This window comes from Marinomonas primoryensis (assembly GCF_013372285.1).
Lineage (GTDB): Bacteria > Pseudomonadota > Gammaproteobacteria > Pseudomonadales > Marinomonadaceae > Marinomonas > Marinomonas primoryensis.
The window spans coordinates 2915425-2929407 of record NZ_CP054301.1; the positions used below are offsets into that span (position 1 = coordinate 2915425).

Below are 13983 nucleotides of genomic sequence, written 5' to 3' on the forward strand. Positions count from 1 at the left end.
GCGGGCCTTTTTATTTGGAAGTGACGGTCTAATCAGTTATCAAAACGTATCACGTCATCTAACGACAAACCTTCCTTATCCATAATCAGGCGCAGTTTACGAAGTGCCTCAACTTGAATTTGTCGAACACGCTCTCGCGTTAAACCAATTTCGGCACCCACATGCTCAAGCGTACTGGCCTCATGACCACGTAATCCAAACCTACGCGTAATGACTTCGCACTGTTTTTCACTCAATTCATCCAGCCAAAGCTCAATACTGTGTAGTACATCTCCGTCTTGGCGGTCCGCTTCTGGACCTTGATGAAGCGTGTCTGCCAGAATTTCCACCAAACTTTTGTCGTTATTCTCCCCACCAAAGGTCGCATCAATAGAACTTACCTTTTCGTTGAGGCCAAGCATCTTTTGTACATCTTCAACAGGGCAATCAAGCATTTCTGCAATTTCTTCTGAACTCGGTTCGTGATCCAGTTTTTGTGTCAACTCTCGAGCGGCTCGTAAATACACATTAAGCTCTTTGACGACATGAATCGGCAAACGAATGGTTCGAGTCTGATTCATGATGGCACGTTCAATCGTTTGTCGTATCCACCATGTAGCGTACGTTGAAAAACGAAAGCCACGTTCAGGATCAAACTTTTCTACCGCTCGAATCAATCCAAGGTTTCCCTCTTCAATAAGATCCAGCAACGATAAGCCTCGATTTAAGTAACGACGAGAGATCTTCACAACCAAACGCAGGTTGCTTACTATCATGCGCTTACGCGCCTTTTCATCGCCTTTAAGAGCAAGTCTAGAAAAATACACCTCCTCTTCCGCTGTGAGCAGTGGAGAGAAACCGATCTCACTCAAATAAAGCTGAGTAACATCGAGATTCCGACTCGTATCTGCCTCAGCATAGCGAGCATTTACTGCCGACTCAAACGCTTGCTCAGCAAGCTCTTCATCCGCATAATCATCAAGATCAAAATCTGTCGTGTTCGAAACTTTAGCTGCTTCTTTATCCATATTTGCCAACTTCATGTCCCCTCCTTAAAACGCCAACTTCGCTTAATTTATTTTGGGTAAAACATCTAGCGGATCGATCGGCTGACCATCACGACGAACCTCAAAGTGAAGTAACGGTCTATCATTTCCCTTACCGCCAATAACAGCAAGTGAATCGCCAGCTCGAACATTTTGTTTTTCTTTAACTAAAATTCTTTCGTTGTACGCATAAGCACTTAGATATACATCATTATGCTTCACGATAACAAGGTTTCCATACCCAATAAGACCACTGCCCGCATAAACAACGGTTCCATCTGCAGCCGCTTTTACCAATGCTCCTTGCTTAGCTTTTATATCTATACCTTTACTACTAACGCCAGCATTTGAAAACCCCCTTGAGACTTCACCATCAACAGGCCAAGCCCAATCACCAGATATTATGTCGCTTTTTGGCAACTTAGTGGGTCTTTTTGTAGAAACAACGGCAGTAGGTACTGATGAGGTATTTTTCACATTCTCAACAATCGGCGGTGACGTTTTTGTTGAATTATTAGCAATCGCTGAAGTCGTTTTTTTCGCACCACTTAGGCGGATTTTTTGTTTAGGATAGATAGTATAAGGCGCATCGATACGATTGGATTGAGCCAACTCTCTATAATCCAATCCATATCGAAAAGCGATAGAAAACAAGGTTTCACCACTTTGAACACGATGAACACCTGATGATGGAACAGAAGAAACACTAGCATTATTTGATGCATAAGTTCGATTGCTTTTTGCAGAATAATGAAGCACTTCATAAGAGCATCCAGTCAATAAAAGACACAAAAAAATGAGCAGACTTGTTGACCAAGTTAGCGATAAAAAATCGTGATTTTTAAAGACACTGCTAAAGATAATTCTTTTCCTCAGGATTCAATTCAAGTTAATTATTACTATTTGTCGAGTTTCGTAAAAATATGTAAGAAATAAGAACCACACTCAAAAAACCAATAAAAATAAACACCGATGGAAGTAAAAAATCCGTCAACCAGTAAAAATTTGGTAAGTCCCAAGGTAGAATAAGATGCTCTTCTAGTGGTAGCTTTTTATTACCAATCACACTCCAGGTATCGGTAATTTTCCATGGCCAGACCTTTACTAAAGCTCCTAACATAGTCCCTGTAAGGAATGACAACGTCATTGCGCGGGCATGACCCAGTAAATAATGTAGAACTTTAGAGAAGCTTAATAGACCAATCAAAGCGCCGGCTGAGAAAATCAGGATAACAGTAATATCAAAACTTTTAATCGCTGATAAAATAAATCCGTACATGCCCATTATAAGCAATAAAAAACTGCCAGAAATGCCTGGTAATATCATGGCACAAATAGCGATCATGCCAGAGAAAAAAACCATCACCAATGATGTATTAAATTGGGTAGGAACAAGTAATGATAGGCTGGTCCCGAGTATCACTCCTACCATAAGGCTTCCAAAATGACGCCATGAAAAACCTACAATTTGATTAATCAAAAAATAGGCGGATGCCAAAATAAGACCAAAAAAGAAGCTCCACAAATAAATTGGATAAACCGCCAAAAGATGTGTAATCACTCCGGCGATCAAAAAGATACTCGTGATAATACCCGCGCCTAATGACAGTAAAAAAGCCCCATCAAAATGGCGCCACAAGGCTTTTACATCCCCTTTTACCAACATACCTAAACTGTCTTTATTAACCCCGCTTAACGCACTAATCAAACGGTCATAAACGCCTAAAATAAAAGCAATCGTCCCACCAGAAACACCGGGGACAACATCTGCTGCTCCCATTAATACGCCACTCAAATACACTTTCAGCCATTTAGGCATGTTCAATTCCTTCTAATAAAGGCACAAAAGACGCAGCTTCTGTCCCTAAACATTTCCAACGATCACCCTCTTTCCGCCAGCAGCCTATCTGAGGACTAGGGTGATCAATTGGCATAATTAAAATGCCTTGCTGCTTAAGGCAATGGGTTAATGCCAATGGAATTTTACTCGCCATGGCGGTAATAATAACCGCGTCCATTTCCACTTTATTAGGCCAACCAGCCTGTCCGTCACCAAATAAGCACTCAACATTATTGACGCCCATCGAGAACAAACGATGCTTAGCTTGTAAATGCAGAGATTGTTGCCGCTCAACCGTGTGAACTTTATTAAAAAAGTGCGCCAATATTCGAGTTTGATAACCTGATCCAGTGCCAATTTCCAACACACGCCCCAGCCGAGAATACGCCAAAAGCCACTCGGTCATCCTTGCTACGGTAAGTGGTTGACTGATGGTCTGATTTCGACCAATAGGGAGCGGCGTAGCGGAATACGCTAAATGCGAAAATGCCGGCTCAACAAACTCATGACGAGGAAGGGTACCCATCAAGGCCAACAGCTCTTCGTGAGTAACACCTTGCTCTCTAAGCTGATGAATCATTTTGGAGGCTTTTGGTTCAGTGTGTGTGACTAACCAATTAAGATCATGTTGGCTCATAAAGTTACAGTGTCAGTCCATTTTTCCAGCGGTAATTTTGCTTCGTAGCAGGTCATATCCGTATGAATGGGAGTGATAGAGACATAGCCATTTTCCACGGCACAAAAATCGGTTCCTTCTGATGCATCATGTGGATCAGACAATGCCCCAATCCAAAAACTGGGCAACCCTCGTGGATGCTTAGCACAGACCGGCGCTTGCGCTTTATGGCGGTAGCCGAGACGCGTAACCTGAATGCCTTTTAACTCATTATAAGGAACGTCTGGTACATTGATATTCAATAGAATACCAGCAGGCAAGGCAAGTGTATGAGAGTCCTTCATCAGCCGTACTACGACCTCTGCAGCCGTCTCAAAATACTTATAGCCAACTAAGGACACCGCCAACGCAGGACGACCTAAGTGACGAGCTTCCATCGCCGCCGCGACAGTGCCCGAGTAAATCACATCGTCACCCAAGTTGGCGCCGTGATTAATGCCCGAAATCACCAAGTCCACATCACCATCAATCATTCCTGACAACGCCAAATTAACACAATCCGTCGGAGTGCCATCGACTCGATATCTATTTTTTTCAACCTTAATAGGCTGTACTGGACGAGTCAAAGTCAAAGAGTTACTCGCACCACTACGATTACGATCCGGTGCTACGACTAAAATGTCATACTCTTGCTGTAAACGTTGAGCAAGTATTTGTATACCAACCGCGTCAAACCCATCATCATTGGCGATCAATACTCTCATGATGTTTCTCTGCTGACTTATCTGTAAAATCGATCATTTCGCGCAAAACGCTGGTCGCAAAACACCCTTTTGGTAACGAGAATTCCACGATCAACTGCGCACTCCCTTCATTATCTCTTAGCAATTCCCACGCCATATTCATCGGCACAAGACGCGCCAAGCGGCTGTCCCTTGAAAGATCAAACGCGATGAGTGCATTGACCAAATCCATACTTTCCGTTAAAGATTTCTTAATGGCCGCTTCACGTTGGGGCCCCGTGCCAGCCTCCCAACCTTCGCTGATAAGTGGCAATACGGGGCTTATCTCACCACGCATCACATTAAGATGCATCAACGCACCAATCTCTTTGACTCGGAACTGTTCATGTTTATGCTGAAACTGAGCAATATCACCATCGCATAGACGTGACCACATGCCGTTTTCAACTTGATCGCTTAATGCCTCATTAAAACACCAAGAGCGAATAGCCGATAACCAAAAGGATTCTGTCTTCGGCAATTTACGGCGACTTTGCCGCCCTTTCAGAACAAACCCCTTGCCGTGGTGCAAATTATTACCGTTTATGCCGAAGCGTTGCGGGCCATAATAATTAGGCACGCCACCTTGTTTAATCAGATTCAAACGCCCTTCAAGCTCATCTAAATCACCAACCACTTCACGTAAACGAATAACAAAGCGGTTCGACAAATGCGCTCCCGTGCGCAGCTTTTTAGAATGGCGTAGTTGCGCAATCACACGAACACTTTCAGGCTCCCTAAAAGCGTCCTGAATAGCCGAAAAATCCGCCTCTTGATTCAAAACATGCAAACAAAACCATTGGCGAGTACAAGCATGTCGATCTTTAACACCGCTGTAAGTCACTTTATTGGGTGCAATACCTGTTATTTCGGCCAAGCGTTTCGCAAGGAAATCTGTGTTCACGCCTTGTTTTTCAATGAAAACATAACAAAATTCGCCTTTGTCATCAGGCTCAAACCCTAACTGCTCTTCAACATAAAAGTCTTGTATATGGGTTTTTAAATCCCCTAAGACTGTTGGCTTAGACCAAGCGTATCGCCATTCGGTATTCATACATTACCTTGATTAAAATGAGCCTGTTTAAAAATAAGCGCGACGGCCTCAACCGCAATACCTTCTTTACGACCCGTAAAGCCCAGCTTTTCCGTTGTCGTTGCCTTCACATTGATAGCATCGATATTCACCGCTAAGTCTGCCGCTATATTCGCGCGCATGACATCAATATAAGGACGCATTTTTGGTGCCTCTGCAATAATCGTGATATCGACATTACCAACCTCAAAGCCAAGTGACTGTATTTGTTGATAAGCGCGTTTCAATAAAAGACGACTGTCGGCGCCAGCAAAATCGGCATCAGTATCTGGAAAGTGCTTACCTATGTCGCCAAGCGCTGCTGCGCCAAGCAGGGCATCTGTCAATGCATGTAGAGCGACATCACCATCGGAATGGGCAATCAGCCCTTGGGAGTAGGGAATAGACACACCACCCAACACAATGTGATCACCTTCACCAAATTTATGAACATCAAAACCATGACCAATACGAAACGGCATCATGATAATTACTCCTTTGCTATGGACTGCACTCTATATTTAAATTTGAAAGACTTGTCTTTGAAAGGTAAGCAAAAAGCGCCTCTGCAATCTGAAGGTCTTCAGGTAATGTCACTTTGATATTACTACTCTCTCCCACCACAAGATCTGGATGCCAACCAACAAACTCCATCGCAGAGCACTCATCGGTTACGGACACGCCTTCAATGTGTGCTTTTTCTAAGGCATTTGAGAGTGCTTGGGAGGGGAATTTCTGTGGCGTTTGGGCCAACCAGATATTACTCCGGTCAAGCGTTGTTTCAACCGACACTTGACCAGAAACTTGAAGCTTCACGGTATCTTTAACTGGCATAGCCAAGATCGCACCCTGTCTGGAGGAATGATCAATAATTCGATCCAGTGCCGCATACGTTAACAAAGGTCGCGCCGCATCGTGAACCAAGACATCTTGTTGCTGGATACCCGTGACATCCATCATGTAACGCAAGCCTTTTTGCACAGTATCGCTACGCTCACTTCCCCCTACAAACGTGTGCACAAAATCATGATTATGCCATTTAGAGTCTGACCAATAAGCATCATCTGCGCTAACACCAACAATCACGCCGGCAATACGAGGGTGTGACATAAAAATATTGATAGTGCGATCTAGAATGGTTTGGCCAGCAAGTAATAAATATTGTTTCGGGCAGTTGGCCTGCATACGCTGACCTACGCCGGCGGCGGGAATGATAACCCACAATGGCGGCATCATTTTTTATTCACCATGCGATAAAAGACTTCGCCATCTTTTATATATTGAAGTTCACTGCGAACATGCTCTTCTACCGCCTCTTCTCCAAGTCGCAGATCATGAACTTGTGCTCTAAGCGCTTGATTTCGATGTTTCAGGCGTAGGTTAATGCGCTCTTGATAGGCAATTTGCTTTGCTAACTCCTCTTGACGCTTAACGCCCTGCTCACCAAAATACAAATGGTAGGATTGATAGCCGATGGCACAGACAAAAAAGACAAGTAACAAACGCGCCATAACATCCTCTACGACCTAAGAAAAACATTACCCTTACCATAAAATTAAAAGCAAAGGAATTGAACCAAAAAAATATAAAAAAAGGGGAGAACTTGGTTCTCCCCTTTTAGATCAAAGCGTGATTACGCCTGACCTTTGATCTCAGAAAGACCTTTATAAGGCGCTTTACCACCCAGTTGCTCTTCAATTCGCAACAATTGGTTGTACTTAGCAACACGATCAGAGCGGCATAGTGAGCCAGTCTTAATTTGACCTGCGGCTGTACCGACGGCCAAATCGGCGATTGTCGCATCTTCTGTTTCACCAGAACGGTGAGAAATAACAACCGTGAAACCAGCGTCTTTAGCCATTTTTATGGCTGCTAACGTCTCTGTTAAACTACCGATTTGGTTAAACTTAATTAAGATTGAGTTGGCAATACCGTTGTCGATACCACGCTTTAGAATCTTAGTGTTTGTTACAAACAGATCATCACCTACTAATTGGATTTTATCACCCATTAGTTTAGTTTGATGCGCAAAACCATCCCAGTCAGATTCGTCAAGACCATCTTCGATAGAAACAATTGGATACTGTTTAGTAAGGTCTTGTAAGAAAAAATTAAATTCTTCAGAAGTGAATTTTTTTCCTTCACCCTTAAGATTATAAATATTTTCTTCTTTGTCATAAAACTCAGACGCAGCACAATCCATTGCTAAAGTGATGTCTTTACCAAGCTCATAACCAGCAACGCCTACCGCTTCTTTGATAACAGCCAATGCTTCCGCATTAGAAGAAAGGTTTGGCGCGAAACCGCCTTCATCACCAACGGCTGTGCTTAGACCACGATCGCTCAATACTTTTTTCAGCGCATGAAAGATTTCAGCGCCGTAACGCAATGCTTCACGGAAGTTTGGCGCGCCAACAGGCTGAATCATAAATTCTTGGATATCAACGTTGTTGTCTGCGTGCTCGCCGCCATTGATGATGTTCATCATTGGCACAGGCATAGAGTAAACACCTGGCGTTCCGTTAATATCTGCAATGTGAGCATACAATGGTACTTTCTTAGAAATCGCCGCAGCTTTCGCCGCTGCCAAAGAAACCGCCAAAATAGCATTCGCACCAAAAGTGGATTTGTTTTCAGTGCCATCAAGATCAATCATGACTTGATCAAGTTCGGCTTGAGCAAGCGCATCTTTGCCGATCAAAGCTCCACGGATTGGACCGTTTACCGCGGCAACCGCTTTTAATACACCTTTACCTAAGTAACGGCTTTTGTCGCCATCACGTAATTCCAAAGCTTCACGAGAACCGGTAGAGGCACCAGACGGTGCACACGCTGAACCTACGGAGCCGTCTGCCAAAATAACATCAGCTTCAACGGTAGGATTACCACGAGAATCTAAAACTTCTCTGGCTTTGATATCAACGATTTGACTCATAACAAACCTCTTAAAATAAATGAAGAATCACAAACTGCTTGTTTGCTCTACTTATTTTTCTTTTCCTGCATATTTCAATGCCGCATGTACAAAGGCACTGAACAGGCCGTGTCCATATCTAGGCGTAGAAGTGAATTCTGGGTGGAACTGACAAGCGACAAACCAAGGATGATCTGCAATTTCTATCATCTCAACCAAAGAGTTGTCTTCTGAACGACCTGAAATCGTCAGACCTGCTTTCTCTAACCCAGCTACATAAAAGTTATTCACTTCATAACGATGACGATGGCGCTCTTTAATCACTGCTTTACCGTAAGCATCAAAGGCTTTTGTGCCCTCTGTCAAATTACAGTTCTGCGCACCAAGACGCATCGTACCGCCTAGATCGGATTCCTCTGACCGGATTTCTTTGGAACCCTCTGCATTCGTCCATTCTGTAATCAGACCAACGACTGGGTTCTCTGCTTTTAAATTAAACTCGGTGCTGTGAGCACCGGCTAAATTTGCCACATTACGAGCAAATTCGATAACCGCCACTTGCATACCCAAACAAATACCTAAGTAAGGCACTTTGTTTTCACGAGCATACTGAGCTGTCAATATCTTACCTTCTACACCACGCTCACCAAAACCACCAGGAACAAGAATTGCGTCCATTCCTTTTAGGCACTCTGTACCTTTTTCTTCGATGCTTTCAGAATCAATGTAGTGAAGTTTGACTTTGGTACGAGCATGAATACCAGCATGATCCATGGCTTCAATCAAAGATTTATAAGCATCCAACAACTCCATGTATTTTCCCACCATGGCGATATTGACTTGCTTCTCTGGGTTCAGTTTCGCTTGAGTAACCTTGTTCCAAATATCCAGATTCGGCATATCGCAATCTAGATTAAAATATTCAACAATCAAGCTATCCAAGCCTTGGTCATTCAACATTTGAGGAATACGGTAAATGGTATCAGCATCTGGAAGAGAAATAACCGCACGCTCTTCAACACTAGTAAACAACGCAATTTTCTTACGCTCTGGCGCTTCAATAGACACCTCAGAACGACAAATAAGAATATCAGGTTGAATACCGATAGAACGAAGCTCTTTCACGGAATGCTGAGTTGGCTTGGTTTTTGTTTCACCCGCCGTACGAATGTAAGGAACCAATGTCAAATGCATAAACAATGCACGACGCGCCCCTAATTCTACTCTTAACTGACGAATGGCTTCTAAGAAAGGTTGTGATTCGATATCACCAACAGTACCGCCAATTTCAACTAACGCTACGTCTGCGCCTTCAGCACCAGAAATAATACGTCGTTTGATTTCATCAGTAATGTGAGGAATAACCTGAACGGTTCCACCAAGGTATTCACCACGGCGTTCTTTTTTAAGAACATGTTGATAAACACGACCACTGGTGAAGTTATTGCGCTTGCCCATTTTAGTGGAAATAAAACGCTCGTAATGGCCAAGATCTAGGTCAGTTTCAGCGCCGTCTTCTGTGACATACACTTCGCCGTGCTGGAAAGGACTCATCGTGCCAGGATCCACATTGATGTAAGGATCTAGCTTTAGCATGGTGACTTTTAGACCACGAGATTCAAGGATGGCCGCCAAAGAGGCTGCTGCCAAGCCTTTACCAAGAGATGAAACTACACCGCCTGTAACGAAAATATATCGTGTCGCCATGAGTGTTTAACCCGCCTTAAAATGTGAAAAAATGAGATTTGATGACACATATAAATGCGCCTTCAGGACGGGTGAAAATAATAACATCGTGAGCCCCTTCACTCAATGTAAAACACAGCTGTTTTACATTGAGTGAAGGATTCACACCAACAAAAATAATGCCCGTTGAAATAAGATTATAAGTCTAACTCCAAGACAGGTGTTCTAGAACGAGAACAGCAAGGCATCACTAACTTGCCTTGAGCATGTTCTGTATCTGTTAAAAAAACATCTCTATGATCTGGAATACCATCGATCACACCCGTTTGACAGCTACCGCAAACGCCAGATTCACAAGAAACGGCAAGGAAAACACCATTATTATCCAAGACCTCAAAAATACTCTGATCGGCCTCGACATCAAACATCTCACCCGTGCTGTGAATTTTGACTTTAAAGGCTGTGTTTTCACTCATTGCTTCGTCTACGATCGGTGCCGAAAAAAACTCACGATGTAAACGCTCTTCTGGCCAACCAAGCATTTTTGCCTGCAGCAAAACATAATTAATAAACTCAGCAGGACCACAAACATACAGTTCAGAGTCATTCGAATGGCACGACAATACATTCACCACATCCATGCGACCAGAACCAGCCACTTGGCTGTAATGGAAATGCATTTTTGTAGCAAATGAACTTTTTTCCAGTGCCGCTGAAAACGCCGCCGTTTCGGGCAATTTCGCACAATAATGAAACTCAAAGGGCAAACCCATCTTCTCTAATTGCTGCGCCATCGGCAACATAGGCGTTACGCCAATACCACCAGCAACCAACAAACTATTGCGCTTGGTTTTTACCAAAGAAAAATGATTTTTCGGCGGGCTTATGAACAAACTATGACCAATCGCTAATTGATGAATCGCTGCAGAACCACCTCTTGATTGCGGATCTTTTAAAACGGCAATTTCGTAATACTGGGCCTCAGCTTGCATTCGACATAAGGAATACTGACGAATCAAACCGCCAGGCAAATGCACATCTATATGGGCGCCCGCCTCAAAATCCGGCAACGCTGCCCCATCCGTACTGCCTAAAACAACTCGCACCACACCTTGTGCTTCAGTCACAATATTTCTTACCACTACCGGGATCATCTAGCTCTCCTGACCTATTATTTTTTAAAGCTAGGAAGTAACTTATGTCACTCCCTAGCTGGCATAGATTAAGTTAAAATGATGCGGTCTGAAGCGGTGCACTCGCCTGAGGTGCTGGCACCTTCAACTTTTCTTTGACCTCCTGTTCTTTAGTAATAAGTCGATCAATCACTCGTCTTGACTGTACGCCACCCGCATCAATATCCAGTTTTAATAAATCATAGTCTGGAAAAGCCAATAAGTTTTGCTGTTGACGCTCCAGTACTTCTAAATCTTCAGAAAAGATTTTGCCCTGTCCTTCACGAATAGCGTCCGTTAACGTTTGGTCTTCTGGTTTGAAATTACGCGCCATACCCCAGAAATACCAAATAGAGGTTTCTGTTTCTGGTGTAATGAAATCAACCACTGTACTGCTGGCTTTTTTATCCGCTGGTGCATCAAAACCGCCATTTCCAGCATGTGCGACACCAACATCAATCATCACATGAGAAGGCGGAGTAAAACGACAAATCTGCCAACGATCAACCAGCACATCATCAGCCAATCCATTGCCGCGAAGCGCTGCCTGCCAGAACGGCGGTGCCATAATATTTTCCATAAATCGACTGGTCAAAACCATATCACCTTCCACTGTGGTGGAAACGGGCGACTCATCAATTTCTTTTTGACCAATACTGCTAGCATGCACATAAGTCTCATGGGTCAAATCCATCAGGTTATCAACCATCAAACGATAATCGCAGTTGATATGATACAAGCCGCCGCCATAAGCCCACTCAGGACTTACCGCCCATGCTAAGTGAGGAATCAAGGCTTTATCAGCTTGAGATTGATCGCCCGGCCACACCCAAATAAAACCATAGCGTTCTTCAACCGCGTAGGATTTCATGCAGGGAAAGCCTTTTATACGCTGCAGAGGCATTTCTTTGGTCTTACCATCTGCGCCCATTTTTAAACCATGGTAACCACACACCAAAAGCCCTTCTTCCACATAACCCAATGACAACGCCGCTCCACGGTGGGGACAAAAATCCAATATCGCAGCAATTTCATTGTCATGGGAACGGTAAAAAGCGATGTTTTCACCACAGATTTTACGACCAAGAGGTTGGCTACCCGCAACCTCCTCTGACATGGCTGCGACATACCAAGTATTTTTAGGGTAAGTTTGTTGACTCATTGGAGTTCTCCTGCTTTTATTTTTATATATTGGATCCAATATAGAGTAAAAAAATCATAAAACAATATATCTGTGCATTTATTGGATCCAATAGACGCATAATGAATAATAGCCATCAAACTAAATAGTTGATAAATAAAAGTTTCCCCTATTGGATCCAATTGTTACATTTCTCCATGTTTACGTTATGATTATTTTTTTACAAACAAGGCTGAGGCAAAACGATGGGCGTTTCCCAATGAGTAAACCAGGACAACAAGTAATCAGTCGATTACGACAAATGATTTTGTCTGGCGAGCTAGAATCAGGACAGCGCCTAGCTGAAATCCCAACCTCGGAACAACTTGGCGTTTCCCGTACACCAGTACGCATTGCCTTTCGAAACCTAGAGCAAGAAGGCTTACTGACCAAATTATCAGGACGTGGCTACATCGTCCGCCAAGTTACTCAGCTCGAAATAAGTGGTTCCATTGAAGTACGAGGCGTATTAGAAGGTCTAGCAGCAAGACAAGCCGCTGAAAATGCGTTGTCGGCGGCGGAAACAGAAGAGCTGATTCAACTATTAAAGCAAGGTGATGCGCTATTTGAAATTGGCACTATTAACGAAAATGATCTAACCAAATACCACGATATTAACCAGCGCTTTCATCAAATCATAATCACCGCCAGCCAAAACCCAGCGATTGTCGAAGCGTTAAGTCGCAATGAACATTTGCCTTTTGCTTCCGTTAGCGCATTGGCATTTGATCGTAATAATTTGAAGCAAGAGTATCGGCGTTTTAATTTTGCTCACATGCAACACCATGCCGTTTTTGATGCCATTAGCAAAGGTCAAGGCAGTCGTGCCGAAGCGATTATGCGCGAACACGCCAACGCCACGCTAGGTTATGCTAAAACGTTTTCGCAGATGGAAAAAAGTGGTGACAAAATGCATATTATTCAATCAAAATGAATCCAAAGCGCTCATCATTCGCCCATTAGCATTCAATACATTTTTCGGCCCATCAACCAAACTCTGGACAACTTATGACCGCTTCCCAGATTGATCATTTCTACGCTTATTCTTCCGATGTAAAAGACGCTTTACTCAAAATCCGAACCGCTCTCGACAAACCCGAGCGCACACTTATTGGCTTAACAGGCGGACCCGGATCTGGGAAAAGCACCCTAGCCAATCATTTAATATCGCATTTTTCAGCCCCATTAGCTGAACAAGTCACTTGCCTTTCAATGGACGGATTCCATCTTTCAAAGGCCCAACTTCTGGTATTACCTAATGCAGAAGAAGCGCTGGCAAGACGAGGTGCACCATGGACATTTGACAGCGCCGCCTTTGTTGAACGAGTTATCAGGATTCAACAAGGTTATCTTCATGAAGAGATTCTATGGCCCAGTTTTGATCATGCACTCGGCGATCCAATTGAAGACGATTTGAAAATAAAAAAAGAGGTAAAAGTCGTATTAGTGGAAGGTTTGTATTTGCTGCATCAACAAGATGGCTGGCAAGCATCCCAGTCACTGTTTAATGAGCATTGGTTTTTGGATATCCCTTTAAACGTTGCTATTGAACGTTTAGCACAACGCCACATGAACGCATGGGGCTTCAGCCATGAACAAGCTATGCAGAGAATTAATCAGAGCGACGGATTGAATGCAGAACTGGTCGCACGCTATAGAAATCAGGCCGATTGGCTAATAAAGGTCTAGCGCTTTT

General features: G+C 43.5%; 15 protein-coding genes. 2 read left to right on the plus strand and 13 right to left on the minus strand.

From position 1 onward, the window contains the following. Window positions 1-32 precede the first annotated feature (32 nt). The 13 genes from rpoS to MP3633_RS13570 form a co-directional block, all read right to left on the minus strand. Entirely contained in the window at window positions 33-1022 is a 990-nt protein-coding gene (gene rpoS / locus MP3633_RS13510) for an RNA polymerase sigma factor RpoS (RefSeq protein ID WP_112137326.1), read from the minus strand. A gap of 27 nt (window positions 1023-1049) precedes the next feature. Continuing rightward, a complete protein-coding gene (locus MP3633_RS13515; protein ID WP_239495712.1) occupies window positions 1050-1784 on the minus strand; it encodes a peptidoglycan DD-metalloendopeptidase family protein in 735 nt (244 codons plus the stop codon). A 130-nt stretch (window positions 1785-1914) separates the two neighbouring features. Then, a complete protein-coding gene (locus MP3633_RS13520; protein ID WP_176335931.1) occupies window positions 1915-2844 on the minus strand; it encodes a DUF368 domain-containing protein in 930 nt (309 codons plus the stop codon). Continuing rightward, window positions 2837-3502: a protein-L-isoaspartate(D-aspartate) O-methyltransferase gene (locus MP3633_RS13525; protein WP_176335932.1), complete on the minus strand. Its 666-nt coding sequence runs from the start codon at window positions 3500-3502 to the stop codon at window positions 2837-2839. Before MP3633_RS13525 ends, MP3633_RS13520 begins: the two co-directional genes overlap by 8 nt. After that, the gene (gene surE, locus MP3633_RS13530) at window positions 3499-4245 is read right to left on the minus strand and encodes a 5'/3'-nucleotidase SurE (RefSeq protein ID WP_176335933.1); all 747 of its coding nucleotides are present in this window, start codon (window positions 4243-4245) and stop codon (window positions 3499-3501) included. Before surE ends, MP3633_RS13525 begins: the two co-directional genes overlap by 4 nt. Then, window positions 4223-5317 carry a tRNA pseudouridine(13) synthase TruD gene (gene truD, locus MP3633_RS13535; RefSeq protein WP_176335934.1) on the minus strand — a complete coding sequence of 365 codons (1095 nt, stop codon included), beginning with the start codon at window positions 5315-5317 and terminating at the stop codon, window positions 4223-4225. The genes surE and truD overlap by 23 nt, the downstream gene beginning before the upstream one ends. Then, window positions 5314-5820 (minus strand): 2-C-methyl-D-erythritol 2,4-cyclodiphosphate synthase, encoded by a 507-nt coding sequence (gene ispF, locus MP3633_RS13540; RefSeq protein WP_112137314.1) that lies wholly within the window; start codon window positions 5818-5820, stop codon window positions 5314-5316. Before ispF ends, truD begins: the two co-directional genes overlap by 4 nt. Window positions 5821-5836: 16 nt before the next feature. Next, on the minus strand, window positions 5837-6571 hold the full coding sequence (ispD, locus tag MP3633_RS13545) for a 2-C-methyl-D-erythritol 4-phosphate cytidylyltransferase (protein WP_176335935.1): 735 nt from the start codon (window positions 6569-6571) through the stop codon (window positions 5837-5839). Next, entirely contained in the window at window positions 6568-6846 is a 279-nt protein-coding gene (locus MP3633_RS13550; protein ID WP_112137310.1) for a septum formation initiator family protein, read from the minus strand. The genes ispD and MP3633_RS13550 overlap by 4 nt, the downstream gene beginning before the upstream one ends. Window positions 6847-6968: 122 nt before the next feature. Beyond that, window positions 6969-8270: a phosphopyruvate hydratase gene (gene eno, locus MP3633_RS13555; protein ID WP_176335936.1), complete on the minus strand. Its 1302-nt coding sequence runs from the start codon at window positions 8268-8270 to the stop codon at window positions 6969-6971. 51 nt (window positions 8271-8321) lie between these two features. Next, window positions 8322-9956 (minus strand): CTP synthase, encoded by a 1635-nt coding sequence (locus MP3633_RS13560; RefSeq protein ID WP_176335937.1) that lies wholly within the window; start codon window positions 9954-9956, stop codon window positions 8322-8324. A gap of 176 nt (window positions 9957-10132) precedes the next feature. After that, entirely contained in the window at window positions 10133-11089 is a 957-nt protein-coding gene (locus tag MP3633_RS13565) for a PDR/VanB family oxidoreductase (RefSeq protein ID WP_176335938.1), read from the minus strand. Between the two features lie 73 nt (window positions 11090-11162). After that, window positions 11163-12269, minus strand: coding sequence for an aromatic ring-hydroxylating oxygenase subunit alpha (locus MP3633_RS13570; RefSeq protein ID WP_176335939.1), 1107 nt, complete (start codon window positions 12267-12269; stop codon window positions 11163-11165). 238 nt (window positions 12270-12507) lie between these two features. Between MP3633_RS13570 and MP3633_RS13575 the strand changes: the two genes are divergently transcribed. Further along, the gene (locus MP3633_RS13575) at window positions 12508-13221 is read left to right on the plus strand and encodes a GntR family transcriptional regulator (RefSeq protein ID WP_176335940.1); all 714 of its coding nucleotides are present in this window, start codon (window positions 12508-12510) and stop codon (window positions 13219-13221) included. A 74-nt stretch (window positions 13222-13295) separates the two neighbouring features. Further along, window positions 13296-13976 carry a nucleoside/nucleotide kinase family protein gene (locus MP3633_RS13580; protein ID WP_176335941.1) on the plus strand — a complete coding sequence of 227 codons (681 nt, stop codon included), beginning with the start codon at window positions 13296-13298 and terminating at the stop codon, window positions 13974-13976. The last annotated feature ends 7 nt before the right edge of the window (window positions 13977-13983 follow it).

What these genes read in the sequence shown, in the direction of transcription:
- MP3633_RS13525 (WP_176335932.1), bottom strand. Translation starts at nt 3,502, where the DNA reads ATGAGCCAACATGATCTTAATTGGTTAGTCACACACACTGAACCAAAA.
- MP3633_RS13570 (WP_176335939.1), bottom strand. Translation starts at nt 12,269, where the DNA reads ATGAGTCAACAAACTTACCCTAAAAATACTTGGTATGTCGCAGCCATG.
- ispF (WP_112137314.1), bottom strand. Translation starts at nt 5,820, where the DNA reads ATGATGCCGTTTCGTATTGGTCATGGTTTTGATGTTCATAAATTTGGT.
- truD (WP_176335934.1), bottom strand. Translation starts at nt 5,317, where the DNA reads ATGAATACCGAATGGCGATACGCTTGGTCTAAGCCAACAGTCTTAGGG.
- MP3633_RS13575 (WP_176335940.1), top strand. Translation starts at nt 12,508, where the DNA reads ATGAGTAAACCAGGACAACAAGTAATCAGTCGATTACGACAAATGATT.
- surE (WP_176335933.1), bottom strand. Translation starts at nt 4,245, where the DNA reads ATGAGAGTATTGATCGCCAATGATGATGGGTTTGACGCGGTTGGTATA.
- MP3633_RS13550 (WP_112137310.1), bottom strand. Translation starts at nt 6,846, where the DNA reads ATGGCGCGTTTGTTACTTGTCTTTTTTGTCTGTGCCATCGGCTATCAA.
- MP3633_RS13580 (WP_176335941.1), top strand. Translation starts at nt 13,296, where the DNA reads ATGACCGCTTCCCAGATTGATCATTTCTACGCTTATTCTTCCGATGTA.
- MP3633_RS13560 (WP_176335937.1), bottom strand. Translation starts at nt 9,956, where the DNA reads ATGGCGACACGATATATTTTCGTTACAGGCGGTGTAGTTTCATCTCTT.
- MP3633_RS13565 (WP_176335938.1), bottom strand. Translation starts at nt 11,089, where the DNA reads ATGATCCCGGTAGTGGTAAGAAATATTGTGACTGAAGCACAAGGTGTG.
- eno (WP_176335936.1), bottom strand. Translation starts at nt 8,270, where the DNA reads ATGAGTCAAATCGTTGATATCAAAGCCAGAGAAGTTTTAGATTCTCGT.
- MP3633_RS13520 (WP_176335931.1), bottom strand. Translation starts at nt 2,844, where the DNA reads ATGCCTAAATGGCTGAAAGTGTATTTGAGTGGCGTATTAATGGGAGCA.
- ispD (WP_176335935.1), bottom strand. Translation starts at nt 6,571, where the DNA reads ATGATGCCGCCATTGTGGGTTATCATTCCCGCCGCCGGCGTAGGTCAG.
- rpoS (WP_112137326.1), bottom strand. Translation starts at nt 1,022, where the DNA reads ATGAAGTTGGCAAATATGGATAAAGAAGCAGCTAAAGTTTCGAACACG.